At 70.7% G+C, this 26,338-nt stretch carries 29 protein-coding genes, 1 tRNA gene and 1 riboswitch; of the genes, 18 read left to right on the top strand and 12 right to left on the bottom strand.

What is annotated here, in order from left to right; translation table 11 throughout:
• The first annotated feature begins 48 nt into the window (after nt 1-48).
• Together AB0I49_RS12540 and rdgB are read left to right on the top strand one after the other, a co-directional pair.
• Nucleotides 49-453, top strand: a complete 405-nt coding sequence (locus AB0I49_RS12540) for a hypothetical protein (protein ID WP_363226882.1) — start codon at nt 49-51, stop codon at nt 451-453.
• Between the two features lie 9 nt (nt 454-462).
• Nucleotides 463-1,065: an RdgB/HAM1 family non-canonical purine NTP pyrophosphatase gene (gene rdgB, locus AB0I49_RS12535; protein ID WP_363226881.1), complete on the top strand. Its 603-nt coding sequence runs from the start codon at nt 463-465 to the stop codon at nt 1,063-1,065.
• Nucleotides 1,066-1,129: 64 nt separating this feature from the next.
• Here rdgB and AB0I49_RS12530 read toward each other — a convergent pair.
• The 3 genes from AB0I49_RS12530 to AB0I49_RS12520 all read right to left on the bottom strand — a co-directional run bounded on the left by AB0I49_RS12530 (nt 1,130) and on the right by AB0I49_RS12520 (nt 3,884).
• Nucleotides 1,130-1,213: transfer RNA gene (locus AB0I49_RS12530), tRNA-Leu, on the bottom strand.
• Between the two features lie 54 nt (nt 1,214-1,267).
• Entirely contained in the window at nt 1,268-2,269 is a 1,002-nt protein-coding gene (locus AB0I49_RS12525; RefSeq protein ID WP_363226880.1) for an HNH endonuclease, read from the bottom strand.
• 118 nt (nt 2,270-2,387) lie between these two features.
• Nucleotides 2,388-3,884, bottom strand: a complete 1,497-nt coding sequence (locus AB0I49_RS12520) for an MFS transporter (protein ID WP_363226879.1) — start codon at nt 3,882-3,884, stop codon at nt 2,388-2,390.
• A gap of 247 nt (nt 3,885-4,131) precedes the next feature.
• Here AB0I49_RS12520 and AB0I49_RS12515 point away from each other — a divergent pair, with 247 nt between their 5' ends.
• Together AB0I49_RS12515 and AB0I49_RS12510 are read left to right on the top strand one after the other, a co-directional pair.
• Nucleotides 4,132-4,674 (top strand): hypothetical protein, encoded by a 543-nt coding sequence (locus AB0I49_RS12515; RefSeq protein ID WP_363226878.1) that lies wholly within the window; start codon nt 4,132-4,134, stop codon nt 4,672-4,674.
• Nucleotides 4,674-5,948, top strand: a complete 1,275-nt coding sequence (locus tag AB0I49_RS12510) for a HAMP domain-containing sensor histidine kinase (protein ID WP_363226877.1) — start codon at nt 4,674-4,676, stop codon at nt 5,946-5,948. The genes AB0I49_RS12515 and AB0I49_RS12510 overlap by 1 nt, the downstream gene beginning before the upstream one ends.
• Here the strand turns inward: AB0I49_RS12510 and bcp are convergent.
• Nucleotides 5,929-6,396 (bottom strand): thioredoxin-dependent thiol peroxidase, encoded by a 468-nt coding sequence (bcp, locus tag AB0I49_RS12505; protein ID WP_363226876.1) that lies wholly within the window; start codon nt 6,394-6,396, stop codon nt 5,929-5,931. The genes AB0I49_RS12510 and bcp overlap by 20 nt on opposite strands.
• 132 nt (nt 6,397-6,528) lie before the next feature.
• On the opposite strand from bcp, the gene AB0I49_RS12500 reads away from it, so the two are divergent.
• The 3 genes from AB0I49_RS12500 to AB0I49_RS12490 all read left to right on the top strand — a co-directional run bounded on the left by AB0I49_RS12500 (nt 6,529) and on the right by AB0I49_RS12490 (nt 7,841).
• On the top strand, nt 6,529-6,849 hold the full coding sequence (locus AB0I49_RS12500) for a DUF3618 domain-containing protein (protein ID WP_363226875.1): 321 nt from the start codon (nt 6,529-6,531) through the stop codon (nt 6,847-6,849).
• Between the two features lie 141 nt (nt 6,850-6,990).
• A complete protein-coding gene (locus tag AB0I49_RS12495; protein WP_048831771.1) occupies nt 6,991-7,293 on the top strand; it encodes a co-chaperone GroES in 303 nt (100 codons plus the stop codon).
• A gap of 128 nt (nt 7,294-7,421) precedes the next feature.
• A riboswitch (guanidine-III (ykkC-III) riboswitch) is annotated at nt 7,422-7,488 on the top strand.
• A gap of 32 nt (nt 7,489-7,520) precedes the next feature.
• On the top strand, nt 7,521-7,841 hold the full coding sequence (locus AB0I49_RS12490) for a multidrug efflux SMR transporter (protein ID WP_363226874.1): 321 nt from the start codon (nt 7,521-7,523) through the stop codon (nt 7,839-7,841).
• A gap of 38 nt (nt 7,842-7,879) precedes the next feature.
• Here the strand turns inward: AB0I49_RS12490 and AB0I49_RS12485 are convergent, their stop codons facing one another.
• Together AB0I49_RS12485 and AB0I49_RS12480 are read right to left on the bottom strand one after the other, a co-directional pair.
• Nucleotides 7,880-8,524, bottom strand: coding sequence for a TetR/AcrR family transcriptional regulator (locus AB0I49_RS12485; protein WP_363226873.1), 645 nt, complete (start codon nt 8,522-8,524; stop codon nt 7,880-7,882).
• A 106-nt stretch (nt 8,525-8,630) separates the two neighbouring features.
• Nucleotides 8,631-10,904 (bottom strand): transglycosylase domain-containing protein, encoded by a 2,274-nt coding sequence (locus AB0I49_RS12480; RefSeq protein WP_363226872.1) that lies wholly within the window; start codon nt 10,902-10,904, stop codon nt 8,631-8,633.
• A 351-nt stretch (nt 10,905-11,255) separates the two neighbouring features.
• Between AB0I49_RS12480 and AB0I49_RS12475 the strand changes: the two genes are divergently transcribed.
• The 5 genes from AB0I49_RS12475 to AB0I49_RS12455 all read left to right on the top strand — a co-directional run bounded on the left by AB0I49_RS12475 (nt 11,256) and on the right by AB0I49_RS12455 (nt 15,362).
• The gene (locus tag AB0I49_RS12475) at nt 11,256-12,056 is read left to right on the top strand and encodes an ABC-2 family transporter protein (RefSeq protein ID WP_363226871.1); all 801 of its coding nucleotides are present in this window, start codon (nt 11,256-11,258) and stop codon (nt 12,054-12,056) included.
• A gap of 31 nt (nt 12,057-12,087) precedes the next feature.
• Nucleotides 12,088-12,852, top strand: coding sequence for an ABC transporter permease (locus AB0I49_RS12470; protein WP_363226998.1), 765 nt, complete (start codon nt 12,088-12,090; stop codon nt 12,850-12,852).
• A gap of 15 nt (nt 12,853-12,867) precedes the next feature.
• A complete protein-coding gene (locus AB0I49_RS12465) occupies nt 12,868-13,857 on the top strand; it encodes an ATP-binding cassette domain-containing protein (protein WP_363226870.1) in 990 nt (329 codons plus the stop codon).
• Nucleotides 13,858-14,169: 312 nt separating this feature from the next.
• A complete protein-coding gene (locus AB0I49_RS12460; protein WP_363226869.1) occupies nt 14,170-14,721 on the top strand; it encodes a helix-turn-helix domain-containing protein in 552 nt (183 codons plus the stop codon).
• Nucleotides 14,685-15,362, top strand: coding sequence for a transposase (locus AB0I49_RS12455; protein WP_363226868.1), 678 nt, complete (start codon nt 14,685-14,687; stop codon nt 15,360-15,362). Before AB0I49_RS12460 ends, AB0I49_RS12455 begins: the two co-directional genes overlap by 37 nt.
• Here AB0I49_RS12455 and AB0I49_RS12450 read toward each other — a convergent pair.
• From AB0I49_RS12450 to AB0I49_RS12435, 4 genes are all read right to left on the bottom strand, one after another.
• Nucleotides 15,331-15,897: a hypothetical protein gene (locus AB0I49_RS12450; RefSeq protein ID WP_363226866.1), complete on the bottom strand. Its 567-nt coding sequence runs from the start codon at nt 15,895-15,897 to the stop codon at nt 15,331-15,333. The two genes, AB0I49_RS12455 and AB0I49_RS12450, sit on opposite strands and share 32 nt — an antisense overlap.
• A 946-nt stretch (nt 15,898-16,843) precedes the next feature.
• Nucleotides 16,844-17,053 carry a DUF397 domain-containing protein gene (locus AB0I49_RS12445; RefSeq protein WP_363226997.1) on the bottom strand — a complete coding sequence of 70 codons (210 nt, stop codon included), beginning with the start codon at nt 17,051-17,053 and terminating at the stop codon, nt 16,844-16,846.
• Nucleotides 17,054-17,117: 64 nt separating this feature from the next.
• A complete protein-coding gene (locus AB0I49_RS12440) occupies nt 17,118-17,330 on the bottom strand; it encodes a DUF397 domain-containing protein (RefSeq protein ID WP_363226865.1) in 213 nt (70 codons plus the stop codon).
• Between the two features lie 2 nt (nt 17,331-17,332).
• Nucleotides 17,333-18,202 carry a helix-turn-helix transcriptional regulator gene (locus AB0I49_RS12435; protein WP_363226864.1) on the bottom strand — a complete coding sequence of 290 codons (870 nt, stop codon included), beginning with the start codon at nt 18,200-18,202 and terminating at the stop codon, nt 17,333-17,335.
• On the opposite strand from AB0I49_RS12435, the gene AB0I49_RS12430 reads away from it, so the two are divergent.
• On the top strand, nt 18,176-18,643 hold the full coding sequence (locus AB0I49_RS12430) for an ATP-binding protein (RefSeq protein ID WP_363226863.1): 468 nt from the start codon (nt 18,176-18,178) through the stop codon (nt 18,641-18,643). The two genes, AB0I49_RS12435 and AB0I49_RS12430, sit on opposite strands and share 27 nt — an antisense overlap.
• A gap of 227 nt (nt 18,644-18,870) precedes the next feature.
• Complete coding sequence (locus tag AB0I49_RS12425; protein ID WP_363226862.1) at nt 18,871-19,527, top strand: DUF1707 domain-containing protein; 657 nt, start codon at nt 18,871-18,873, stop codon at nt 19,525-19,527.
• 18 nt (nt 19,528-19,545) lie between these two features.
• Here AB0I49_RS12425 and AB0I49_RS12420 read toward each other — a convergent pair whose 3' ends face one another.
• Entirely contained in the window at nt 19,546-20,868 is a 1,323-nt protein-coding gene (locus AB0I49_RS12420) for an SGNH/GDSL hydrolase family protein (RefSeq protein ID WP_363226861.1), read from the bottom strand.
• A 264-nt stretch (nt 20,869-21,132) separates the two neighbouring features.
• Between AB0I49_RS12420 and AB0I49_RS12415 the strand changes: the two genes are divergently transcribed.
• From AB0I49_RS12415 to AB0I49_RS12400, 4 genes are all read left to right on the top strand, one after another.
• The gene (locus AB0I49_RS12415; RefSeq protein WP_363226860.1) at nt 21,133-22,566 is read left to right on the top strand and encodes a DUF445 domain-containing protein; all 1,434 of its coding nucleotides are present in this window, start codon (nt 21,133-21,135) and stop codon (nt 22,564-22,566) included.
• A gap of 75 nt (nt 22,567-22,641) precedes the next feature.
• Complete coding sequence (locus AB0I49_RS12410; RefSeq protein ID WP_363226859.1) at nt 22,642-23,457, top strand: class E sortase; 816 nt, start codon at nt 22,642-22,644, stop codon at nt 23,455-23,457.
• A 28-nt stretch (nt 23,458-23,485) separates the two neighbouring features.
• The gene (locus tag AB0I49_RS12405) at nt 23,486-23,713 is read left to right on the top strand and encodes a DUF3311 domain-containing protein (RefSeq protein WP_363226858.1); all 228 of its coding nucleotides are present in this window, start codon (nt 23,486-23,488) and stop codon (nt 23,711-23,713) included.
• Nucleotides 23,710-25,251, top strand: a complete 1,542-nt coding sequence (locus AB0I49_RS12400; protein WP_363226857.1) for a sodium:solute symporter family protein — start codon at nt 23,710-23,712, stop codon at nt 25,249-25,251. The genes AB0I49_RS12405 and AB0I49_RS12400 overlap by 4 nt, the downstream gene beginning before the upstream one ends.
• On the opposite strand, the gene AB0I49_RS12395 is transcribed toward AB0I49_RS12400, so the two are convergent.
• A complete protein-coding gene (locus tag AB0I49_RS12395; protein WP_363226856.1) occupies nt 25,235-26,248 on the bottom strand; it encodes an SCO0930 family lipoprotein in 1,014 nt (337 codons plus the stop codon). The genes AB0I49_RS12400 and AB0I49_RS12395 overlap by 17 nt on opposite strands.
• Between the last annotated feature and the right edge of the window lie 90 nt (nt 26,249-26,338).

Genomic DNA, 26,338 nt, shown 5'->3' with positions numbered 1-26,338 from the left:
TCCGGGCCCGTACACCCGTATCCGCAGCTTCCGGGAGGGGAACCCGCCATGACCGAGCGCCCGCGCAACCGCCGCCGCCGCGCCACCACCGCCGTCACCGCCTGCGCCGCGCTCGCTCTCGCGCTGCCGCTCATATCCGCGTGCGACCCCGTCGACAAGGCCGTCGACTGCGGACGGCTCGCCTCCACGCTCTCCGACGACGTGAGCGACCTCGTGCGCACCGTTCACAACACGTCGGCAGGCTCCGACGAAGCCAAGAAGTCCGTGGACCGGCTGCAGAAGGACCTGGGACGGCTCGCGAAATCCGACGACGAGTCCGTGAAAAAATCCGTCGGCGCCCTGACGAAAGCGGTCGATGAGATCGACGACGCCGTCGCCGACGACCGGCGCCCCGACTTCTCCAGCCTCAAGAACGCGACCAGCGGTCTCGTCAAGACCTGCACCCCTGGATAATCGGGCCCCATGCACCGTCTGATCCTCGCCACCCGCAACGCCAACAAGGTCACCGAACTGCGCGCGATCCTCGCCGACGCCGGCCTCGACGTCGAACTCGTGGGCGCCGACGCCTACCCCGAGATCCCCGACGTCAAGGAGACCGGCGTCACCTTCGCCGAGAACGCCCTCCTCAAGGCCCACGCCCTGGCCCGCGCCACGGGCCACCCGGCCGTCGCCGACGACTCCGGGCTCTGCGTCGACGTCCTGAACGGCGCCCCCGGCATCTTCTCCGCCCGCTGGTCCGGCACCCACGGCGACGACCAGGCCAACCTGGACCTGCTCCTCGCCCAGCTCGGCGACATCGCCGACGAACACCGCGCCGCCCACTTCGCCTGCGCCGCCGCCCTCGCCCTCCCCGACGGCACCGAACGCGTCGTGGAGGGCCGCCTGGAAGGCACCCTCCGCCACACCCCCGCCGGCAACGGCGGCTTCGGCTACGACCCGATCCTCCAGCCCCTGGGAGAGTCCCGCACCTGCGCCGAACTCACGGCGGAGGAGAAGAACGCGATCAGCCACCGGGGGAAGGCGTTCCGGGAGCTGGTACCGGTGGTGCGGGAGTTGCTGGGCTGACGTGCCGTACGCCGAAGGCCCGGCGCGTTGTCTCCGTGCGCCGGGCCTTCGATTCCAATGTCAGTGCGGCCGGTGGGACTCGAACCCACATGGGATTGCTCCCAGGTGCCCCTAAAACACCCGCTTATGCCAATTCAGCAACGGCCGCCGACCGCCGACCACGGATCTCGGTCGGCGGCTCATAGTGTACGGCGACGCGAACCTATTCCACGAGGGGCTTCGATCGGCGGCTGCGGCACCAGGTGTCCGTCAGCGCGTGACAGTTCGGACAGAGATAGCGCAGGTTCTCCCGCCGGTTGTCGAGCCAGTCGCCGCTGATGTGGTCGATGTGGAGCGTCACCGGCCTGCCGAGCCACTCGCCCGGGTTGCCGCAGGAGGCGCAGCGGTACGGGACGCCGATCTCGCCGAGGGCCCTGTGCAGCCGCGAGCGGTTGACGCGTGACGAGCCTGCCGGATTCACGCGGAGCACCTCGTCGGCGATGAGCTTCGGAGCCACCACCCGGACCGTGCGCTTGGTCTGTCGCTTGAAGTGGCCGGTGTCGATGCCGAGCTGGGTCGTCCGGCGGTGCAGCCGTCGATGGTTCGCGTCGTTCACGGCGAGGCCCAGGGCGCGCATGACGTCGGCGTAGCTGGTGGCCCGTGCGACCGCCGCGGGCAGCCGGTCGTCGGGGAGCGCCGGCCGGGAGTGGCTGAAGTGCCCGGTGTCCACTCCGTGCTCCGCCAGCATGCGGCGGAGCACGGCCCGGGACCGACCGTCGTCGGGGATGCCGAGCGCTCGTGCCGCAGCGCGAACGCTTGTCGCGGACGCGGCGGCCGTTGTGAGTTCCTCGACGGTGAACGGCAGGTCGAGCTGTGGTCGGTTCAGCGCGGGGAAATGGCCCGCGTCGATTCCGGCGGCGGCTATGCGCCGGCCGATGTGGGAGAGCGTGCCGGTCGCCGGTGGCGCACCGAGCTTCTGCGCGACCTCGCGCAGTGTGGTGGAGGAGGCGACAGCCTCGGCTATCGCCTCGTCCGGGTATTTGCGCCACGGGCTCCGGTGCTTGAAGTGGCTGGTGTCGATTCCGTAGCCCGCCGCCGTGAGCTGCAACGTTCTGCGGCGTCCCCCGCTCGCCTTGACGCCGAGCCTGCGCATGAGCTCGGCCCATGTGGCCGAGGCGGACACGGCCTCGGCCAGCGCCTCGCGCGTGTAGCGGACAGCGGCCACAGCTTCCCCCCTCCCTACCCGGCCACGCGTTCGCGGCCTCGTACGGAGAAACGAACCGCTTATCGGACGGTTACGCCCGAAAAGCGGAGCGGTTCCTACCGGCGGGGGAGGGGGTGGGTCAGAACTTGGGGTCCGGGGCCGCGGAGGTGACGATTTCGGCGGCTTCTTCCTTGGTGGCGACCGACGGCGGGGAGCCCTCCAGAGGCTGGCGGGCCGTCTCCTTGAGGCAGGCGACCGCGATCATGCCGACGAGGGCGGCGGCGGTGGTGTAGACCGCCGGCATCATGTCGCTGCCCGTCGCCGTGATCAGGGCGGTGATCACGAGCGGGGTGGTGCCGCCGAAGAGGGAGGCCGAGAGGTTGTAGCCGATGGAGAGCGAGCCGTAGCGCACGTTGGTGGGGAAGAGCGCGGGGAGCACGGCGGACATGGTGCCGAGGAGGCAGACCAGGGGGAGGCCGAGCATCAGCATGCCGCAGGTGACCGCGAACAGGCTGCCCTGCTTGAGCAGGAGAAAGGCCGGGACGGACAGGAAGAAGAATCCGATCATGCCCGCCATCAGCAGCGGTTTGCGGCCCACGCGGTCGTTGAGGCGGCCGATGAAGGTGATGATGACCATCAGCACGGCCATCACGCAGATCAGGATGATCAGACCGTGCGCGTCGTTGTACTTGAGCTGGTCCGTCAGGTACGTCGGCATGTACGACAGCAGCATGTAGTCGGTGATGTTGTACGCGCCGACGAGCACGATGCACAGCACCAGCCGGGGCCACTGCGCGATGAAGATCTGCTTCAGCTCGGTGGTCTCGCTGTTGATGTTGTCGCCGGTGGGCGACGCGTTGTCGTCCTCCAGCTTCTGGAAGGCGGGGGTGTCCTCCAGCTTCATCCGGAGGTAGAGACCTATCAGTCCGATCGGGCCCGCCACCAGGAACGGCACCCGCCAGCCCCACTGGTTCATGGCGTCGGAGCTGAGCGTCGAGGTGAGGATGACCACCAGGCCGGCGGCGCCGACGTAGCCGGCCAGCGTGCCGAATTCGAGGAAGCTGCCGAAGAAGCCGCGCCGTTTGTCCGGCGCGTACTCGGCGATGAACGTGGACGCGCCGCCGTACTCGCCGCCGGTGGAGAAGCCCTGGAGCATCCGGAAGAGGATGAGCAGCACCGGGGACCAGAAGCTGATCGATTCGTACGACGGGATCAGGCCGATGGCGAAGGTGCTGATGGCCATCAGCAGCATGGTCAGGGCCAGCACCCTCTTGCGGCCGATGCGGTCGCCGAGGGGGCCGAAGAACATGCCGCCGATGGGGCGTATGAGGAAGGCCACGGCGAAGGTCGCCAGCGAGGACATCAGCCGCACGGTGTCGTTCCCGGAGGGGAAGAACACGTTACCGATCGTGACGGCGAGGTAGCTGTAGATGCCGAAGTCGAACCATTCCATGGCGTTGCCGAGCGAGGCCGCCTTGACCGCGCGCCGGACGATCTTCTCGTCCGTGACCGTGATGTCGGTCCGGCGCAGCTTGGGGTCCTTGCGGCGCGCGGCGGCTCTGAACAGGGCCCGGTGCCGCTTGAGGGCCTGGGGGTCCTGGTCTGGGTCAACCTCGGTGGTGCTGCCGGTGGACACGGCTCGGGTCCTCTCGATAGGTCGGCCGCGCTTGCGGCTGTGCTCGTACGAAGGGGACGTCTGCACGATCGGTGGCCGCTCAAACCATTTTCTTGGCCGAACGCGACGTAGGTCACTCGGGCGAGGGCCATTCGGGTGAGGAACGATCCGGGGCCAAAGGGAACGCGGGCTCTTTTTTACCCGTCATCTCAACGGGGAAGATGGTGCCCGCCGCCGGGCAGGACGCCCGTGAAGGAGAGAGAACCCGATGACCGACCGGGCCGTGACGCGACGGGCCAGCTGGCGGGCCGTGCTGGCGACGTTCGCGGTCGTGACCGTGCTCGTGCTGGGCGGGGTGTGGCTGGGGCAGGCCGCGGACCGGGCGAGTGCGGTGGGTGCGGCGCCGAAGACGGCGGCGGCGCAGAAGGCGCGGCCGTCGGCGAAGAAGGAGCAGACGCACCGTACGGCGGACGCGAAGTCGGCGGCCCCTGTGGAGCTGCCGGGGGTGCGGGACTGCGGGGCCGGCGAGCCGGTGCTCGAACCGAAGGTCATTACGTTGGCTTGTGCGGACGCGGGAGCGGTGGCGAGCGACATCAAGTGGGAGCACTACGGCGCGGACGGCGCGGACGGCAGTGGTGTGGTGCTGGTGTCCGGTGGTGCGAAGGGTGTGGCGCCGGCGTCGTTCCCGGCGGTGTTCCATCTCTACGGGGCGAAGAACGTGGACGGGAAGAGGGCTTTCACCGGGCTGGACGTGGAGTATCTGGGGGCTACGCCGTCGGGCGACTCCACGGAGACTTACACGATCGCGTGATGGGTATCCGTGGTCGGATCGCGCTCGCGATCTCTTTCGTCACCGCGCTCGCGGTGGTGGTGCTGGGCGTCGCCGTGCATCACATTTCGGGTATGGAGCGGGATCATCAGGCCCGCTCGTATCAGGACGGGCTGCTGAGTTCGGCGCTCCAGGTCTATCAGCGGGACGGCACGTTGGCGCTGGGCGCGCAGTTGGACGACTCGGCGCTGCCGACGCCGCTGGTGCATACGGCGGCGGCGGGGCACGCCGGTACGTACATCAGCGGCGGCGGTGATCCGCGGGTGTGGGCGGCCACGGGGGTGGGCGGCGGCAAGACACTGTCGGTGTCGGCGCCGTATCCGGAGCGGGACGCGTTGCAGTCGGCGCTGGACAAGGCGCTGCTGGTGGCGGGGGTGGTCACGGTGGGGCTGATGGCGGTGGTGGCGTGGTTCGTGGCGCAGTCGCTGTCGCGGCGGTTGCGGCGCAGTGCGGCGGCGGCGCGGCGGATCGCGGCGGGGGAGCCGCCGGACGCGGAGGCGCTGGCCAGCGGGGGCCGGGACGAGGTGGCGGAGCTGGGGCGTTCGGTGCATGACATGGCGGAGGCGCTGGCGGCGCGGGTGGAGACGGAGCGGAAGTTCACCGCCGATGTGGCGCATGAGCTGCGGACGCCGGTGGCGGGACTGGTGGCGGCTTCCGAGTTGTTGCCGCATCCGCGGGCGGTGGAGATGGTGCAGGACCGGGCGCAGACGATGCGGGGGCTGATCGAGGATCTGCTGGAGGTGTCGCGGCTGGACGCGGGGGTGGAGAGCGCGCAGCTGGATCCGGTGGATCTGCCGTCGCTGGTGCGCGGGATCGTGAAGCGGGCGGCGCGGCAGCGGGGGGTCTCGGATGTGTCGGTCGAGGTGGTCGGTGCGGGCCGGATCGTGTCGACGGATGCCCGTCGGGTGGAGCGGATTCTGGTGAATGTGCTGGCCAACGCGGCGAAGCATGGGAAGCCGCCGATCGAGATCACGGTGCGCGGGACGTCGATCGTGGTGCGGGATCACGGGGCGGGGTATCCGCCGGATCTGGTGGATCAGGGGCCGCGGCGGTTCCGTACGGCGGCGCCGGAGCGCGGTACGGGGCATGGGCTGGGGCTGACGATCGCGGCGGGGCAGGCGGCGGTGCTGGGGGCGCGGCTGCGGTTCGGCGCCGCCGAGGGGGGCGGCGCCGAGGCCGTGCTGGAGTTGCCGGAGTCGCCGGAGGGCGGTGCGCCGGCGGTGCGGGGCGGTTCGGTTACAGCCCCAGGTCCTTGATGATCTTGGCGACGTGGCCGGTGGCCTTGACGTTGTAGAGGGCGCGTTCGACCTTGCCTTCTTCGTCGACGATGACGGTGGAGCGGATGACGCCGGTCACCGTCTTGCCGTACAGCTTCTTCTCGCCGAAGGCGCCGTACTCCTCCAGGACCTTTTTGTCGGGGTCGCCGACGAGTGTGACCTTGAGGTTCTCGGTCTCGCGGAATGTGGCGAGCTTCTCGGGCTTGTCGGGGGAGACGCCGATGACGTCGTAGCCGTGGCCGGCGAGGAATTCGAGGTTGTCGGTGAAGTCGCAGGCCTGCTTGGTGCAGCCGGGGGTGAGGGCGGCGGGGTAGAAGTAGACGATGACCTTGCGGCCGCGGTGGTCGGCGAGCGAGACCTGCTTTCCGTCGGCGTCGGGCAGGGTGAAGGCGGGGGCAGTGTCGCCGGGCTGAAGTCGCTCGCTCATGGCTCTCCTCATGGCTGGGTGGCTGTGCACCCGAGGGTAGCCACGTCCCCGATCGGGGGTGCTGTGGGGCGTATGCGCGGGGGAGCTGACAGACTGTCCACCACGGAACATCGACATGACGGAGGCAGCGCGGTGTCGGAAGCCAGGACCCCTGCGCAGATCGAGGCGGACATCGCCCGTAGGCGGCAGGAGCTCGCCGTGACGCTGGACGAGATCGGGGTGCGGGTGCACCCGTCGACGATCGTCGGCGACGCGAAGGCGAAGGTGGCCTCGACCGTGGACCGTACCGCGGGTCGGGCGTATGTCGCGGTCAATCGCGTGGTCTCCGACGCGCGGGCGCAGTTCGTCTCGCCGGACGGGGCGCCGCGGGTGGAGCGGATCGTGCCGGCGGCGCTGTTCGTGGTGGGCGTGGTGGGGCTGCTGACGCTGTCCTCGCGTCGCCGCCGGGATTAGTACGGCTCGTACGGGTCGCGTTCGCCCTGCCTCGGGCGTAGGCGGCCCCTGGTTGTGCGGTCCCGTGTCCGCGGAGGCGTGCCGGGCAGGTACCTTCTTGGCGTGAGCGAGAATCCCACCCACGACAAGCTGCCCATCCGGATGCTGCACGACCGGGTGCTGGTCCGTACCGACATCCCGGAGGGCGAGCGCCGGTCGACCGGCGGCATCGTCATTCCGGCGACCGCGGCGGTCGGCCGCAGGCTGGCCTGGGCCGAGGTCGTGGCGGTCGGGCAGAGCGTGCGGACGGTGGAGCCGGGCGACCGGGTGCTGTACGACCCGGAGGACCGGGCGGAGGTCGAGGTCCGCGGCGTGGCGTATGTGCTGATGCGCGAGCGGGATCTGCACGCGGTGGCGGCGGAGCGGCTGGAGGGCTCCGAGGACTCGACGGGGCTGTACCTGTAGCGCACGGCGCCTGTAACGCACTGCATCTGTAGCGCATCGCGCCTGTAACGCACCGCGTCTGCGACGCACGGCATCTGCGACGCGCGGCGATGAGGGCTGGTGGCCGAGGTCACCAGCCCTTTTCGTATGCCTTTTGCTAACGTTGCAAGGAACCCGACGAGACGCGCCGTACCGGGTAGGCAAAGACGACGCACCCCTGTTGAAGCTCGTTTCACGGAGGTGCCGTCATGGCATGGATCCTGCTCACGATCGCCGGTCTGCTCGAAGTCGGCTGGTCGATCGGCATGAAGTACACCGAGGGTTTCACCCGGCTCTGGCCGTCCGTCGGTACGGTCGCGGGCATCGCGGCCAGCATGCTGCTGCTCTCGCAGGCCGCGAAGACGCTGCCGATCGGCACGGCGTACGGCGTGTGGGTGGGCATCGGGGCGGCCGGCGCGGCGGTGCTGGGCATGGTGGTGCTCGGCGAGCCGGCGACGGCGGCCCGGATCTTCTTCGTCTGTCTGCTGCTGGTGGCCGTCGTCGGCCTGAAGGCGACCTCCGGCCACTGAGCCGCTCAGCCGCTGAGCCGCCGGGCGGCGGGCGGCGGTCAGGAGGCCGAGAGGTCGTCCACCTCGGAGGCGAAGAGCACGGCGGGGTCGATGCCCATGCCGGTGAAGTGTCCGGCCAGCTCCAGGGAGAGCACGCCGTGCAGCCGGGTCCAGGTCGTCAGCGCGCGGCGCAGCGTCGCGGGCGTGGCCGGGTGTCCCTGTGCCCAGTGGCGGTGGTCCGTGAGGTGCGTCTCCAGGGCCGTCGCGGGGCGGTCCGGGGGCGTGCCGCAGGCGCCGAGGAGCGCCGTCATGATCTCGTCGGCGATGGCGGTGACGTCGTCGGGCGCGTGGTAGCCGGGTACGGGCGTGCCGTAGATGAGGAAGTAGCGGTGGGGGTCGGCGAGGGCCCAGTCGCGCAGGGTGTGCGCCAGCTCGGCGAGTCCGGCGCCGTCCTCGGCGGCGGCGTCCTGGACGGCGTCGGCGAGACTGCGGTACGCGTCCCTGATGAGGGCGGTGATCAGTTCGTCGCGGCCGGCGAAGTACCGGTAGAGGGCGGGGCCGCTCATGCCCATCTGCTTGGCGATCGCGTTCAGGGACAGCCCGGAGGCGCCCGAGGCGGCGATCTGCTGCCGGGCGTGGTCCTTGATCTCTGTACGTACTTGGTCCCGGTACCGCTCACGGGGGCTCGCCTTGGCTGCGGCCATCACCCACCACGCTCCCTCTGGCTGCGCTTTCCCTTGGGTGACAACCTATCGCCAGAGGTAGAGCGTGCAGCGCGGCGTCGGGTGTCCAGCCGTCCGCGGGGCCGAGCTAGGGATGGAACAGGGAGTCCTCGTTGCCCGGCGCGCCGCCGCCCTCGTCGGGGCCGGTGGTCTCGGCCGGCGGGGTGGGGGCGCCGGTCGGCAGGGTCGGGGCCTCGGTGGGCGGGGCGGCCGAGGTCGGCGGGGTGCTGGGGGTGGTGGGTTCGGTGGAGGTCGGGGGGCCGCTGGTGGCGGTGGGCTCGGTCGAGGCCGAGGTGGTGGGTGCTTCGGAGGGTGTGGACGGGTCGTCCGTGGGGGCCTCGCCGCCGCTCTCCAGGTCCAGGTCGAAGTCTGCGGCCGGCTCGCCTTCCAGCGCGGCGGCGGTGTACGCGGCCCAGATCTGGGCGGGCGGGCCGCCGCCGTTCATGCGGGGCTGGCCGGCGGCCCCGTACAGCGGTTTCTGCACGGCGCTGTCGGGGTCCTGGCCCATGACGGCGACGACGGTGGCGAGGTCGGGGGTGTAGCCCGCGAACCAGGCGGCCTTGTCGTCGTCGGCGGTGCCGGTCTTGCCGGCGGCGGGCCGCCCGGCGGCCTGGGCGGCTGAGCCGGTGCCGTTGTCGACGACGCTCCGCAGGATCGACGTGGTGGTGTCGGCGGCGTCGCGCGGCACGGCCCGCTTCTTCTCCCGGCCGGGCAGTTCGACTTCCTCGGAGCCCTTGGCGGCCTTGGTGACCATCGTGTACGTGCCGTGCTCGCCGTGACCGGCCAGGGTCGCGTACGCCTGGGTCATGTCGAGGACGCTGGCGGTGGCGACGCCGAGGGCCATGGAGGGGAAGGCGTTGAGGTTGGGGGTCTGCTTCGGCAGGCCGAGGGCGGTGGCGGTGTCCTTGACCTTCTTGGTGCCGACGTCCTCGGCCATCTGGGCGTAGACGGCGTTGACGGACTTGTCCATGGCCTTGGTGACGGTGACCCGGCCGTAGGAGACGTCGTCCTCATTGGGCGGGGCGTAGCCGACGGGGCCGTTCGGGCCCTGTACCGGGCGGCGGTTGGCGCCGTCGTAGGAGGTGCTGGGGGTGATCGTGCGGCCGTCCTGGGTGGTGGAGCCGTGCTGCACGGCGGAGGCGAAGATGAACGGCTTGAACGTCGAGCCGACCTGGTAGTCGCGGCGGGTCGCGTTGTTCACGTACTGCTTGGTGTAGTCGACGCCGCCGTAGAGGGCGACGACCTTGCCGGTCGCCGGGTCGATGGACGCGCCGCCGGCCCGTACGTACGAGTCGACCTTGCGGGAGTCGCTGAGCTTGTCCATCAGCTGTTCGCGCACCGCGGTGACGAAGGCGTTCTGGCGTTTCTTGTCGATGGTGGTGGTGATGCGGTAGCCGCCGGACGCGAGGGTCTGCTCGTCGATGATCTTGTTGCTGGTCAGATACGACTTGACGGCCTCGACGAGATAGCCGCGCTGGCCGGACATGCCGGCGGCGGGCTTGGCCTTGCCGGGGGCCGGGAACTTCATGGCGGCCCGCTCGGAGGCGCCGAGCCACTTCTCCTTGACCATGCCGTCGAGGACGTAGTTCCAGCGGTTCACGGCCCGCCGCTTGTTCTCGGGGTGGGCGGAGATGTCGTAGGCGCTGGGCGCGTTGAGGAGGGTGGCGAGGTAGGCGGCCTGCGCGGTGTCCAGGTCGTCGACGTCCTTGCTGAAGTACGCCTGGGCGGCGGCCTGGATGCCGTAGGCGTTCCGGCCGAAGTAACTGGTGTTCAGATAGCCCTGGAGGATGTCGTCCTTGCTCTCCTCGCGGTCGAGTTTGATCGCGATGAAGAACTCCTTCGCCTTTCGGCTGAGGGTCTGTTCCTGGCCCAGGTAGTAGTTCTTGACGTACTGCTGGGTGATGGTGGAGCCGGACTGTTTGCCCTTGCCGAGGACGGTGTTCCACGCGGCCCGCAGCATCGCGCCGGGGTTGACGGCGGACTCGGAGTAGAAGCCGCGGTCCTCGGCGGCGAGCGCCGCGCGCTGCACGTTCTTCGGGATCTTGCTGAGCGGCACGTTCTCGCGGTTGACCACGCCGTCGCGGGCGAGCTGGGAGCCGTCCGCGTAGAGGTAGACGTTGCTCTGCGCGACGGCGGCGTCGTTCGGCTTGGGGATGTCGACCAGCAGGTATCCGGCGATCAGGCCGCCCGCGATGAGCAGCACGATCAGCAGGAAGCCGCCGAGGAGCATGCGCCAGGTGGGCACCAGCCGGCGCCAGCCCTTGCGCTTGGGGCGGCGCTTGCCCGCCTTCTTCGCCGGCCAGCCGTCCGTCGTGGCGGCGCCGTCGCCGGGCTGCTGCTGCTCTGGCTGCTGGTCGCTCATGTGTGTGAGGGCTCCTCGGCCGCCGCCGGGGCGCGGCCCGGCGAGACGGGGTGGTGGCGGGCGGTCCCATATGTCTGGTACGCCCCGTAAAACACTCTCGCACCATGCGTTCCGTGGGAAGGGGACGGCTCGCACCTGTGACACCTCTGTAACGAGCCGTTCGGCCCCGGCTGTCCACTCGGACGAGTGAAAAATGTGTGGCATCGGCCGCGATCACCTGGCTAAGCTCTGGCCTTTTGCCGCCGGAACCCGCGCTGAGCGGGCACGGAACCGCCGCGGAAGCGGCGGCCGTCCGGGAGACGGCTGCACGGAGCATCCAGCGGATGCCGAGAGAACGAGGGGGAGCGCGAGATGCGGCTGTACGCAGCCGTCGCGGTGAACAGCTTCCGGCGCTACGCGACCTACCGGGTCGCCACCGCCGCGGGCGTCTTCACCAACACCGTATTCGGCTTCATCATCGCCTACACCTTCATCGCCCTGTGGAGCGAACGGCCCCACCTCGGCGGCTACGACCAGTCGCAGGCCCTCACCTTCGTCTGGGTCAGTCAGGCGCTGCTCGCCGCGTGCGCGCTGCTCGGCGGCGGCTTCCAGGAGGAGCTCCAGGAGCGCATCCGCTCCGGGGACATCGCCGTCGACCTCTACCGGCCCGTCGACCTCCAGCTGTGGTGGCTCGCGAGCGAACTGGGCCGGGCCGCCTTCCAGCTGCTCGGCCGGGGCGTCGTGCCGCTGGCCGTCGGCGCGCTCGCCTTCGACCTCGCCCTCCCCGCCGACCCGCTGACCTGGCTGGCCTTCCTGCTCGCCGTCTTCCTCGGCATCGTCGTCGGCTTCGCCGTCCGCTATCTGGTGGCCCTGTGCTCCTTCTGGCTGCTCGACGGCGCCGGCGTCAGCCTCATCGCCGGGCTGGCCTCGACCTTCTTCTCCGGCGTGCTGCTGCCGCTCAACGCCTTCCCCGGCGGCTTCGGGGAGTTCGTACGGGCACTGCCCTGGGCCGCGATGCTCCAGGTGCCCGTGGACGTGCTGCTCGGCCGGGACAGCGGCGGCGGGCTGCTCGCGGCGCTGGCGTTCCAGGCGGGCTGGGCGGTGGCGCTGCTCGGGGCCGGCCGGGCCCTCCAGGCGCTCGCCACCTCCAAGGCGGTGGTCCAGGGTGGTTGACGGAATCCGGGCGTACGGCCTGATCGTCGCGATGTGGGTCCGCTCGACGATGGCCTACCGCGCGTCCTTCCTGATGACGGCCGCCGGCAACTTCCTCGGCAGCGGCCTCGACTTCGTCTCGATCCTGCTGATGTTCTCCCACATCGAGGCGCTCGGCGGCTTCACGCTGGCGGAGGTCGCGCTGCTGTACGGGGCGACGAGCACCTCGCTCGGCCTCGCCGACCTCTTCCTCGGCTCCATGGACCGGATCGGGCAGCGGGTCCGCGACGGCACCTTCGACACCCTGCTGGTCCGCCCCGTGCCGGTCTTCGCGCAGGTCGCCGCCGACCGCTTCGCGCTGCGCCGGCTCGGCCGGATCACCCAGGGCGTGCTCGTACTGTGCCTGGGCCTGGCGGGCGCCGACATCGTGTGGACGCCGCTGAACGTGCTGCTCATCCCGGTGATGCTGATCAGCGGCGCGGTGATCTTCGGGTCCGTCTTCGTGGTGGGCGCGGCCTTCCAGTTCTGGGCGACCGAGGCCGCCGAGGTGCAGAACTCCTTCACCTACGGCGGCAACACGCTCCTCCAGTACCCGCCCACGGTCTTCGCCAAGGACCTGGTGCGCGGGGTGACGTTCGTCGTGCCGCTCGCCTTCGTCAACTGGCTGCCCGCGCTGCGGCTGCTGGGCCGCGAGGACCCGCTGCACCTGCCGGGCTGGGTCGGCCTGTGCGGACCGCTGGTCGCGGCGGCCATGGCCGCGCTCGCCGGGCTGGCCTGGCGCACCGGCCTCAGAAGCTATCGGAGCACGGGAAGTTGAGAGTGGAGTCGCGTGATGTACGAGAGCGATAGCGATGGCGATCCCGAGCGGTTCATCGAGCTGGACGGCGTGGAGAAGGTCTTCGACGTCCGGCGCAAGGCCGGGCTGCTGCGCCGCGAGAAGCACCGGGTACGGGCCGTGGACGGGATCAGCTTCACCGTGCCGCGCGGCCAGATGGTCGGCTACATCGGCCCCAACGGCGCCGGGAAGTCCACCACCATCAAGATGCTGACGGGCATCCTGGTGCCCAGCGGCGGCCGGCTGCGCGTCGCCGGCATCGACCCCTCGCGCGAGCGCACCCGCCTCGCGCGCCGCATCGGCGTCGTCTTCGGGCAGCGCACGACGCTCTGGTGGGACCTGCCGCTGCGCGACTCGTACCGGCTGGTGCACCGCATGTACAAGATCCCCGACGCCCGGTACCGGGAGAACCTCGACCGCTGCGTCGAACTCCTCGACCTCGGCGACCTGCTGGACGTGCCCGTACGGCAGCTCTCGCTCGGCCAGCGGATGCGCGGCGACATCGCCGCCGCCCTGCTGCACGACCCCGAGGTGCTCTACCTCGACGAGCCCACCATCGGCCTGGACGTCGTCAGCAAGGCCAAGGTCCGGGACTTCCTGCGGGACGTGAACGCCGAACTGGGCATGACGGTGCTGCTCACCACCCACGACCTCACCGACATCGAGCAGCTGTGCAAGCGCGTGATGGTCATCGACCACGGGCGGCTCGTGTACGACGGCGGGCTGAGCGGCCTGCACGCGGTGGGGGAGAGCGAGCGGACCCTCGTGGTGGACCTGGAGCGCGAACTGCCGCCGATCGAGGACGTGCCGGGGGCCCGGGCGGTCCGGGTCGAGGGGCCGCGGCAGTGGCTGGCGTTCGCCGCCACGGACAGCGCGGCCCCCATCGTCGCGGCGGTCGCGGAACGGTACCCGCTGGTGGACCTGTCGGTGCGGGAGCCGGACATCGAGGCCGTCATCGCGAAGATGTACGCGGAGCGGTCGGCTTAGTGGGCTTGAACTCGGGGTGTCGTAACTGCTGATAGGGGTAGGTCGCCGCGGTGCGCCGTCTATGTGAGGTGCATGAGGTACGCGCAGGGCGGCGGTCTGTCGGGCGAGTGCCGGTTTCGTCTTGGACCCTGCGAGTCCAGAGCGCCGCCAGTCGGGCGAGGTCGGGGCAAGGTTCCCTGGAGTGCTGCCGCGCTGAGCGGCGTTCGGCTCGGCCGGGTGCGGGTTTCGTCTCGGACCCTCCGGGTCCAAGTCGCTAAGCGGTCTGGGTGAAGTGGGCTGCGGGGTGGGTAGGCGTCTTGTGGGAGGGACGTCATGCCGAAGGACCTCCGCCTGGACCTGACTGAGGATCAGCGCCGTGGCGTGCGTGCGATGCTGGCACGGCGGGATCCGACCCGTCACACCCGGCTTCGCGCGGAGTGCATCCGCCTGCTCGACCGGGGCAGGTCTGTGACCGAGGTCGCCGACCTGCTGGAGTGCCACCCGGTCACCGTCCGCGCCGCGGTCCACCGCTTCAAGAAGGGCGGGCCGGCCGAGCTGCCGGATGCCAGTCGGCCGGGCCGCCCCGCCACGATCCTGGGTTCAGACGATCGTGTCGCGCTGGCCGGGTCGCTGGACGCCTCCGCCGCGGCGGGAGTCACCTGGACGGCCCCCGCCCTGCGCGACTGGCTCCGCGAACAGCGTGGGGTGGAGATCTCCGTGTACTGGCTGTGGGAGATGCTGCGCCGCGACGTCCGCTTCCGCTGGAAACGTACCCGCGACAGTCTCCGGCACCTGGCCGACCCCGTCCTTCAGCAGGCCGCTCGGGCCCGCCTGAAGGACTTGCGGCCTTGCGGCAGGACGCTGATGCGGGACGACGCGACTTGATCTTCCTGGACGAGTCCGGGTTCGCCCCGACCATGCCCACGGGCTATACCTGGTCCCGGATCGGGCAACGGGCGGTGGTCCCGCGCGAGGACACCAAGAACCGGCGGATCAACGTGCTCGGCGCCCAAATCAGCGGCACCGTGCCGGACCTGCTCCGGCAGCGCACCTGCGGGAAGGCCGACGGAGCTGTGCTGCTGGAGTTCGTCAGCACGTCTATCGCTGGGCTGCCCGGCGGGGCCAACGCCCTGGAGCCGGCCGCCGACGGCCTCGGCGTTGAGGCGATACCGGTCTGGGAACGGGCCCGGCCGTGCACGGTGGTGCTGGACAACGCCTCCGCGCACACGGCCAGGGCGGTCAAGGGACGGCGGCAACAGCCGGCGAAGATCGGGGTGGAGCTGTTCTATCTTCCGCCACGTAGTCCGGAGCTGAACGACATCGAGCTCGTGTGGCGCCACGCGAAGCACCGGGACTACCCGCAACGCGCCCAGCCGAGCACCGAGGCCCTGGGGCAGGCCATAGACAGGGCGATGCTGCGGCAACGTGACCGGATCCGGGGCACGGCACTGGCCTGTGCCCAGACTGCACGACAGCCCAGGTCGCCCCAACTGTTCAGTGGTGTCCCCATACTTCGCCCGGGATGACGTCGTCCAGGGTGTAGACGATGCGGTCGTCGGGGTTGGCGAAGACGGCCCGGGTCAGCAACATGTCGCCGGCGCGCTGGACGCCGGGCATGAATCCGAGTTCCTGGTTGGCGATGTCTCCCTGGGGTGTGAACGTGAAGCCCATGTCCCGTTCCGCCAGGTAGGTACCGAGTTCGTTCATGAGCTGCGAGGGGATGCGACCGATCAGCCGCATCCCGTCGAACGAGACCTGCGGGCCCGACAGTCCGTCGACGACGATGCAGGTCAGTCCGACGCCCTCCACGTAGTACGCGGTCACGTCCGTCTGGTACGGCTCACGCTCCTGCGTCTTGCGGAACTCCGCCTTGTGCTGGCTGCGTTGGCTGTTCCACGGGTGCATCTCGACAAGGTCGCCAGTGAAGCCCGCTGCCGTCATCCGCGTGGCGGCCTCGCTGGGACTCATGCCGAACTGGAGCGGCCCCACCGTCGTGAGTGGGGTGTACTCCCACTGATCCCGGTCGGCGTCCCCGACGACGGTCCACAGGTCCGCGTACATGCGCTGTTCTCTTCTCTCCTTGTCACGGCCGTCCGACAGGTTCCGGCGGCACTGGGATGCAACCCTATGAGCGGGCACCGACACTCCCCTTCCGCGCACTCTGCTCAGCGCCTCCCCCTGCACATACTGGAGCGAGCGATGACTTGCATTGCCGGTCCTGGGCCACTCATCTGAAGAGTCGAAGGATCAACACCTGACTTCGCCGTATCCGCTTAGCAGCGGGAGGGAGGGGGGCGGGGCGGCTGCCGGTTCACTGTGACTGCCGGGCGAGTTCGCAGCTGAGGTCAGGACTGGCTCCGCTGCTGGCTGCTGCCGCGAAGCGGTTGTTGCCCGTTGGTCGGGTGCGGGTGCGTCTGGAGCCTGCGGCCCACGGCAGCCGAAGGGGGAAGGCGCGCTGCGCTGCGCCCGGGGGTGCTGGCCGTTCGGGGTGCGGTTTCCGCCCGTACGAGGAGGGCCCGCGGCTGGGGAAACTCCACTCTGACGCTGAGTGCGCCCGATATGCCCGACACGCTAGTTCCCACCTTCAACTGAGTGCCGTTACCGCCCGATTCCACATCCCATAAGGCGCTTTTGTCGGGTGGCAACCGCACCCTACCTGCCGGTAGCCAGCTGCGGAGCGCAGCGGAGCCTCCTGCGGTCCCCACTATTGCCCCACCCGTCACTACGGGTGCTGTGGACCCGCAGGGTCCGAGACGAAACCCGCACCCACCCACTGGCAATACCGCCCCATCCACCAGCCGCCTGCGACATTGGCCCACCCCCCGGCGGCAGACAGCGAACCCACCCCAACCCCGTCGCCGCTCGCCCTGTGGACCCGCAGGGGCAACCCTCCCGACACCACACATTGATGAGCAGCAGTGACCTGCGGTCGGATCTTGCGTGCAAGCAGCGCCCGACCCCCTGAATGGGTCGGGCGCTGCTCTGTAGTCGGGATCTTGGTGGATGGCTACGGACGGACGAATTCCCCGTCCGACATGCCGCCCGCGAACGCGTCCCATTCGCCGGGGGTGAAGACGAGAGCGGGGCCGTTGCCGTTGTCCTTGCTGTCCCGCATGGCCACGCGGCCATCGTCGAGGAACGCTATCTCGACGCACTGGCCGTTGTTCTGGGAGCGGCTGGACTTACGCCACACCGCACCCGCGAGGTCTGAACTCATCATCGCGCAAACTCCTTTGCCGCTTGTCGAAGCATGTTCTGCGTGATCTTGGCGTCCAGGGCCGCTACGGGCGGATGAACTCCCCGTCCGACATGCCGCCCGCGAACGCGTCCCATCCGCCGGGGGTGAAGACGAGAGCGGGGCCGTTGCCCATGTCCTTGCTGTCCCGCATGGCCACGCGGCCATCGTCGAGGAACGCGATCTCGACGCACTCGGCCTGGCCGTTGCTGCGGCGGCTCTTCCGCCAAACCGCGCCCGTCAGGTCGGAACTCTTCACTGTTACAGCTCCCTTATTGCTTGCAGGAGGAGACTCTGAGTGCCCTCGTGGTCGAGGGCAGAGCCCCAGGTCGCCTTGAACGCGGCGTCGTACCGATCAATCTCATGGGGCTTGTCGAGGTACAAAGCCCCGGTGAACCCGTCCACGTAGACCGTGGGCGGCTCGGTGTCCCGGCCGTCACCATTGGCCGGGAAGCGCATCATGACGAACGGCCCCGACATGAGACTGGCGTGCAAACCAGCGCTGAACGGCACGACACGGATCGACAGGTTGTCGAGCTTGTTCAACTCCACCAGCCGCTTCAACTGGTCGCCCATCACCTTGGTTCCCCCGACGGGACGCCTGAGAACGGCCTCGTTGAGCGCGACTTCTACCGTCGGCGCTGCGGTGACCCTGGTGATGAGCGCTTGCCGGGCGATGCGCACGTGCACGCGCCGCTCGATCTCTTCATCAGGGACGCCGGGGTTGTCCTCGCGGATCAACGTCTCGGCGTAGTCGGCCGTCTGGAGCAGGCCGGGCACAAGCTCTGACGAATACCAAGAAAGGCTCTGAGCGGCTTCCTCCAGTCCGATGTAGAGATCGAATCCTTCAGGGATCACGTCGCCGTAGGAGTGCCACCAGCCACGGTTCTTCGTCTCCTTGGCGAGCCCCATGAGTCCCTGCGTCAACTCTTCTGGCGCGCCGTACACCTTGCACATGGCTTCAACGTCAAGGCTGCGCAGCGAGGTCTGTCCGGTCTCAATCCGCCAGATCTTTGGTTCTGACCACTCCAGCTTGCCCGCCGCTTCATGGATCAGCTCAGCCTTGCTGCTGTCGGCTCGGCGGTGAGTATGTCCCGCCACTTCATGAGACTCACGCTCGGCAAGTGGCATGCCCACTCCATCGAAGGGGATGCCACCCTCGTCGTCTCCGAGCTGGTCACGAACGCCGTGAAAGCGACCGGCGTTCTCGACCGCCGGCCGACGTGGCTGGAGCTGGAGACCTTGAACCTCGTGACCGTGCGCCTGGTCGGCCTCGACACCAGCGTCGTCATCGAGGTGTGGGACACATCCAAGGAAATGCCCGTCCTCCAGAAGCCGGACGACATCACCGAGGGCGGGCGCGGTCTTCTGCTCGTCCAGGAGACGACGAAGCGCTGGGGCTCGTACCGCACGCCGCGGGGCAAGTTGGTCTGGGCTGAGATCACGGTGCCCGAGGCGACTCCTGCCGTGCTGCCGCACCGCCGTAGGTCGGAGCGCTCCGATGCAGGGCCGACCGCGCGGGCTGATCCCTGGCTCTTACGCCGCGTGCTCGTCGGCCTCCAGGCCGTCTGACCAACGCTCGCCCCGGAAGAGAAGAATGAAGACGATGGGCACCACCAAGACGTACCGCTTCCGCAACCAGAGGAATGGCCTTCCCTGATCTGCCCCTAATCTGCGGACCGGCAGGGAAACACCCCGGCGATCGGAAGTCCCCGGGGTGTTCTTACATCGAGGCCGTCATCGCGAAGATGTACGCGGAGCGGTCGGTTTAGTGACCTACGCTCGCTAGGCTGTCCGGTATGAGTGAACTCCCTGACATGCGGGCCTCCGACTCCGAACGCGACCGCATCGCCGAGGCCCTGCGGGAGGCGCTCGCCGAGGGGCGGCTGGACATGGAGGAGTTCGACCAGCGGCTCGGGGCGGCGTACAAGGCCCGTACGCACGGCGAGTTGGAGGTCCTCGTACGCGACCTGCCGGTGCCGGGCCGGGCGGCCGGGGCGGACGTCTCTCGCCGGACGGCGGAGTCCGACGCCTCCCCGGACTGGGCCGAGCGCGTCGGCGGCCGGGCCACCTCCCGCTGGGGCGTCGCCGTCATGGGCGGCTTCCAGCGCGGGGGCCGCTGGACCGCGCCGCGCGTCTTCACCTCCGTGGCGTTCTGGGGCGGCGGTCAGATCGATGTGCGTGAGGCGCGGTTCGAGGACCGCGACATCACGATCCGCTGCTTCGCGATCATGGGCGGCATGGAGATCATCGCGCCGCCCGACATCGAGGTGCACGTCAACGGCGTCGGCATCATGGGCGGCTTCGACGACAAGGCCAGCGGCCCCGGCACGCCCGGCGCGCCGCGCGTCACCGTCAGCGGGCTGGCCTTCTGGGGCGGCGTCGGCGTCCGGCGCAAGGAGCGCAAAGAGGTGCGGAAGGCGCAGCGCGACGAGCGGCGCAAGTCGCTGGAGTAGCGGCGGTGGGGCCGCGCCTCAGAGCGTCGCCGCCGAGCCCTTCTTGAGGCTCTTCAGGTCCACCGCGCGGGCCATCGCCTGGTAGCCCGCGTCGCTGGGGTGCAGATGGTCGCCGGAGTCGTACCGCGGGTTGAGGCGCTTCGGCGCGGCCGGGTCGCGCAGCGCCCGGTCGAGGTCGATGACGTCGTCGTAGACGTGCCCCGCCCGGATCTCCGCGTTGACCGCCTCCCGTACGGCCTCCAGCCGCGGGTCGTAGCCGCGGTGGCCGCCGAACGGCATCAGGGTCGTGCCGGAGACCGGCAGCCCGTGCGCGTGCGCCCGCGCGACCAGTTCCCGCAGGCCCGCCACGATCCGGCGGGGGTCCTTCTGCTGCGGCAGCCGCAGGATGTCGTTGACGCCGAGCTGCGAGATGACGGCCCGTACGCCCGTACGCGCGAAGACGTCGCGGTCGAGGCGGGAGAGGGCGCTGGGGTTGGCGGAGACCCGGCCGTGCATGCCGCCGAGGAGCACGCGGTTGCCGCTGATGCCCTGGTTGAGCACGCCGTAGCGGGGCGCGTCCGGCTCGGTGCGCAGCCGGGCGGCGAGGAAGTCCGTCCAGCGGTGGTTGGCGCCGGCGGTGGAGGTGACGCCGTCGGTGATGGAGTCGCCGATGACGGCGACCGCGCCCTGGGCGTCCTTGTTCCACACGTCGACGCCGGTGAGGTAGCGCCAGTACGGGCTCTGGCCGGTGTACGCGGCGCCCGCGCCGTCCTCGGCCCGGTCGCCGCGCGCGAGGTAGGAGGTCTGGCGGGCGTGCGGGTGGTAGGTGACCGGGCCGGAGGGCGTCGGCGAGTAGGTGGTGACCAGCAGGTCCGCGGCGGCGGGCACGGCGAGCCGGACGGGGTCGCTGACGACCGAGCGGCCGGCGGGGATGGTGACGCCGGTGCGGCCGCCGAAGGTGAGGCGGCGCATGGTGCCCGGCTCGGCGGCGGCGTCGCTGGGGGCCGCGGCCAGGGCCAGCGAGGCGTGGGTGAGGGAGAGCGGCTGGTTGCCGTAGAGGTTGGAGAGCTGGATGCGGGCGCTGCTGCCGCCGATGCTGGTATGCACCACGTTCCGTACCGACATGCCCGCGAAGCCGCCGGGCGTACGGGGTTCGGCCGCCGACGCCGACGTGCCCCACGTGCCGACCCAGGAGCCGGTGGACGCGGGCGAGGCCGTGCCGCGGGCCTCGGGCCGCGCCGCTCCCGGCCGGTCGCCGGTGCGGGCCCCGATGAAGATGGCGGTCGATATGAGGACCACCACGGCCGCCAGGGCGGCCAGCACGGCGTAGGCCGTACCGCGGGGCATGGGGGGCCTGGACATGGGCGGACTCTCCTCGCAGGGGCGCGGTGGGTACGGGATCAGCGGCGCCGTCGCGGTCCGATCGGCCTCCATGATCCCATGACGGTCCGGGGGACTGCCCGGCGGACGGCGCGGTACCCGTACGGCGCACCGCGGACCGGGGCGGCGGCCGCTGTTCGCCGTCGCGCGCCCCTCTCCAGCTCGGACGCCGGGAACTCCTGGTCCGTTCCCCGAGTACCTCGGACAGGGACAATTGCCGAAGGACGGCTCGAACGGGTGGAGTGGATGGAACCGACGCACACGGAAAGATCGGCGAGCGGCGACGGGGCGGACAGCGCCGGGGCGGACGCCGCCGGGGCCGATGCCGCTGCCGCCGGGGCGGACGCGGCAGGGACGGCGGACGCGGCAGGGCCGGTGGACGCGGCAGGGCCGGTGGACGCGGCAGGGACGGCGGGCGGGTTCGCCTACAGCGCGGCGGACGAGGAGAAGCGGCGCGGCGTGCGCCGGATGAAGACGTTCGCGACGGGGCTGCTGCTCGCCGTCGCGCTCGTCTACGTACTGGCCACGTGGGCGCGGTCCGCCGGAGCCGGCGGCTGGGCCGGGTTCGTGGCCGCCGCCGCGGAGGCCGGCATGGTCGGCGCGCTCGCCGACTGGTTCGCCGTCACCGCGCTCTTCAGACGGCCGATGGGGCTGCCCATCCCGCACACCGCGATCATCCCGACGAAGAAGGACCAGCTCGGGCAGAGCCTCGGCGAGTTCGTCGGGGAGAACTTCCTCTCCGGCGACGTGGTGCGGCAGCGGCTGCGGGCGGTGGGCATCGGCTCCCGGCTCGGCGCCTGGCTCGCCGAGCCCGAACACGCCGACCGGGTCACCGCCGAGCTGGCCACGGCGCTGCGCGGCGCGCTCAGAGTGCTGCGCGACTCCGACGTGCAGGCCGTGGTGGGCGAGGCGATCACCCGGCGGGCCGACGCGCAGGAGATCGCGCCGGGTGTCGGCAAGATGCTGGAGAAGGTCGTCGCGGACGGGGGCCACCGCAAGCTGGTGGACCTGGTGTGCGTACGGGCCCACGACTGGCTCGTCGAGCACAGCGCGTCCGTCATGGACGCGGTCACCGGCGGCGCGCCCGGCTGGACGCCGCGGTTCGTGGACCGCAAGGTCGGCGACCGGGTGTACAAGGAGCTGCTGCGGTTCGTCACCGAGATGCGGGACATGCCGGACCATCCGGCGCGGGGCGCCGTGGACCGGTTCCTGCGGGACTTCGCGGGCGACCTCCAGTCGGACACCGAGACCCGGGCGCGGGTGGAGCGGCTGAAGTCGGAGGTGCTGGGCCGCGGCGAGGTGCAGGACCTCATCGCCTCCGCGTGGAGCTCGGTGCGCGCCATGATCGTGGCGGCGGCCGAGGACGAGCGCAGCGAACTGCGGCTGCGGGTGCGGGCGGCGATCCTCTCGCTCGGCAACCGGATGTCGGCGGACGAACGGCTGCGGGCCAAGGTCGACGGGTGGCTGGAGGACGCGGCCGTCTACGTCGTGACGACCTATCGGGACGAGATCACCCTGCTGATCACGGACACGGTGGCGGGCTGGGACGCCGAGCACACGTCGAAGAAGATCGAGGCGCACATCGGGCGGGACCTCCAGTTCATCCGCATCAACGGCACGGTGGTGGGCGCGCTCGCGGGGCTGTGCATCTACGCGGTGTCGCACGCGTTCGGCGGGTGAGGGCCCTCCACAGCCGGCTTATTCGGCGGGTTGTCTCTCTGGTGGTCCGCGCCCGCAGGCCTTACCGTTCGGCGGATGCGGGAGCGGATTCCGGTGGTGGTGCGGGGGCGGCGGGCCCGACGGCCCCTGGGCGCGCGGCTGCTGTGGGGCGGCGCCGAACTGGTGGTGACGCTCGGGGCCGTCGTACTGCTGCTCGTCGTCCACCAGCTGTGGTGGACGAACCGTGAGGCGCGGGCCAGCGCGCGGGACGAGGTCACGGAGCTGGAGCGGGGGTGGGCGGACGAACGCTCTGCCGAGAGCCCCGCGACGCCGCCCGGGGAAGGACGGAACGAGCCGTCCGCCGATCCTGGCTCCGAACCCGGCTCCGAACCCGGCTCCGGCCCGTCCTCGGAGGAGACCGGTTCGGTGCGCGTGAGCGTGGGCGAGAGCCCGCCCCGCCGGGACGCCGCGTACGCCGTCATCCGCATCCCGAAGATCGGCGTCACCGCGCCCGTGGCGCAGGGCGTCAGCAAGGCGAACGTCCTCAACAAAGGGTATGTGGGGCATTACGTCCACACCGGGCAGCCGGGGAAGAAGGGGAACTTCGCGCTCGCCGGGCACCGCAACACGCACGGCGAACCGTTCCGCCGCCTCGACCGGCTGCGGCCGGGGGACACCGTGCGGATCGACACCGACGCGGCCCGCTACACGTACACGGTCGAGCGCACGCTGCCGCGGACCTCGCCGTCCGACGGCACGGTGATCGCCCCGGTCCCGTACAGCTCCGCGCACCCCGCCTACCGCTACGCGGAGCCCGACGCGTATCTGACGCTGACGACCTGCACGCCGGAGTACACGTCCACGTACCGGCTGGTGGTGTGGGGGAGGCTGACGGCGATCGAGCCCCGCTGAGGGCCGGGGCCCCGTTAGGGTCTGCGTCGTGCTGAAACGTGCCTCTCTGCTGTGGCTTCTCGTGCCGTACGTGCTCTTCCTGGCGGTGCTGCCGCTCGTCGACCGCGTCCGCCCGACCGTGCTCGGCCTGCCCTTCCTCTTCTTCTGGCTGCTGCTCGCGACGCTGCTGACGCCGGCCGCGGTATGGCTGGCCTGGCGCTCCGACCGGCGGGGCCCCGGCCGCGCCGGGCGTGCGGGAAAGCGGAGCGCCGGGTGAACGCCGCCGTCGCGACGTCCGTCTTCGGCGTCTTCATGGTCCTCACCGTCGGCCTCGGGCTGCTCGCGGTGCGCGGGCGCGGCTCCGGCGGCGGGCTGGCCGACTGGTCGGTGGGCGGCCGGAGCCTTGGCCCGGTCTTCATCTGGGTGCTGATGGCGGGCGAGGGCTATACGAGCTTCAGCTACCTGGGCGCGGCGGGCTGGGGGTACAACTACGGCGCCCCGGTCCTGTACGTCATCGCGTACATGTCCTGCGGCTACGCGCTCGGCTACGTCGTCGGGCCCATGCTCTGGTCGTACGCGCGCCGGCACGGCCTCGTCTCGATCACCGACATGGTCGCGCACCGCTACGGGCGGCCGTGGCTCGGCGCGTTCGTCGCGGTGCTGGCCACGGTCTGCCTGCTGCCGTACATCCAGTTGCAGATCATGGGGATGGGCGTGGTCGTCACGACGATCTCGTACGGCGCGATCAGCCTGAACTGGGCGTACTTCGTGGCCTTCGCCGTCACCACCGGCTTCGTAGTGGTCAGCGGGCTGCGCGGCAGCGCCTGGGTCTCCGTGCTCAAGGACGTGCTGGTCGTCGGGACGCTGGCGTTCCTGGCGATCTATGTGCCGCTGCACTACTTCGACGGCTACGGGCCGTTCCTGGACCGGATCGTGGCGGAGAAGCCCGAGTGGCTGACGTTCAGCGGGCACGGGGGCAGCGGGATGGGCGGGGGCTGGTTCGTGACGACGACGTTCCTCAACTCCCTCACCGTGGTGATCTTCCCGACGACGGTCGCGGGCTATCTGGGCGCGCGCAGCGCGGACGGGCTGCGGCGGAACGCGGTCTTCCTGCCCTTCTACAACGTGCTGCTGTTCGTGCCGATGCTGCTCGGCATGGCGGCGATCTTCGTGGTGCCGGGGCTGGTCGGCGCGGACTCCAATCTGGCGCTGTTCAAGCTGGTGGTGGACGCGCTGCCGGCCTGGGCGGTCGGGGTGGTCGGGGTGGCGGCGGCGCTCTCCTCGATCGTGCCGATGGCGGTGTTCATGCTGGTGATCGGGACGATGTGGGGGCGCAGCGTGCTGGGCGCGGCGCCGCGCCTGGCGACCCGGCAGAAGCTGTTCTCACAGGTGGTGGTCGTCGTCGCGGGCGCGCTGGCGCTGCTGCTGACGTACACCGTGCCCGAGACGCTGGTGCGGCTCTCGCTCATCTCGTACGAGGGCATGGCGCAGCTCGTGCCCATGGTGCTGCTGGGGTTGGTGTGGCGGCGGATCACGCTGTGGGGCGCGCTGAGCGGGCTCGCCGTCGGGGCCGTCATCGTCTGCGGGCTGGTCTTCACCGACCACGACCCGGTGTGGGGGATGAACGCGGGGATCGTCGCGCTGGCCGCGAACACCGTGGTGGCGCTGGCCGTCAGCCGGTGGGGGCCGCGTACGGCCGACCCGCGGCCGGACGAGGAGGTGCTGGCCAGGGACGACGAGGATCTCGCCGGGCCGGGCGCGGGCGCGGGAGCGGGCCCGGGCGCCGAGGAGGCCGCGGTCAGTAGCCGCCCGTAGCGGCCGCCGCCTTGGTGACCTTTTTCCCGGCGCCGGAGACGGCGAACCACGTACCCATCTTCCCCTGGCCGTTGACGTCGCCGGCCTTCTTGTCGCCGGTGAACCAGTAGACGGGCCAGCAGTCGACGGCGAGCTGCTTCGTGCCGTCGGGGCGGGTGACGGTGGAGATGAGTTTGGCCGGGACGGCGTCGCCGAGCTTCGTCTTGTCGGCCGGTTTCGCGGGCTTCCAGGTGTCCAGGCACGCCCCGGTGCAGGCGAATTTCATCGGCCAGGCGCTGTCCTTGTTGAAGCGGTAGAGGGTGCGGCCCTTGCCGTCGGTGAGGATCGGGCCGAGGGAGGGGTTGTCGGAGAGCCCGACTCCCGCGGCGGCGGCGCCCTTCGCGGCCTTCCCGTCGGCTTTCCCGTCTGCTTTCGCCCCGGCCTTCTTCCCGTCCGGGGCGAGGGCGTACCAGGTGCCGCCCACCCCCTGGCCCTCGGCGACGCCGGGCTCGGAGTCCTTGGCGTAGCGGTACACCGGCCAGCCGCCGAGGGTGAGCTGAGCGGTGCCGTCGGCCCGTACGACCCGGCCGAGCCGCTCGGCGTCGATGCCGGCCGACGCGGTGGCGTCGTCGGCGGGGACGGCCGGCCACGCCTTCGCGCAGTCGCCGTCGCAGGCGGACTTGGGCGGCTTGGCGGTGTCCTTGTCGAAGCGGTAGAGGACGCCGCCCTTGCTGTCCGTGACGGCGGGCCCGATGCCGGACACGTTCCGTACGGCCAGGGTCTTGGCGGCGACGCCGGCTCCGGCCCCGCTCCCGGCCCCGCTTCCGGCCCCGGCTTTGGGGGCGTCGCCGTAGCCGTCGCCGCTGTCGTCGGAGCCCGGCGCGAGTGAGGAACTCCCGCCCGCCGTGCGGGACTTGTCGCTTCCCTGGTACGAGTCCCCGCCCCCGCACCCCGCGGCGGCCAGCGCCAGCACCGCGACAGCCGCGCCCGTGAGCGCCGTGTGACGTCGATTCACCATGATCTCTCCTTCGCTTCGCCGATGGTCCGCTCGTCGGCCGGGGCATGCGCGCCTCCGCCGTCGCTGTGGGGATACGGGGGCGGAACGGGC

The sequence above is a fragment of the Streptomyces sp. NPDC050617 genome (assembly GCF_040654795.1).
Taxonomy (GTDB): domain Bacteria; phylum Actinomycetota; class Actinomycetes; order Streptomycetales; family Streptomycetaceae; genus Streptomyces.
This window is presented reverse-complemented; position numbering and strand designations above follow the sequence as displayed.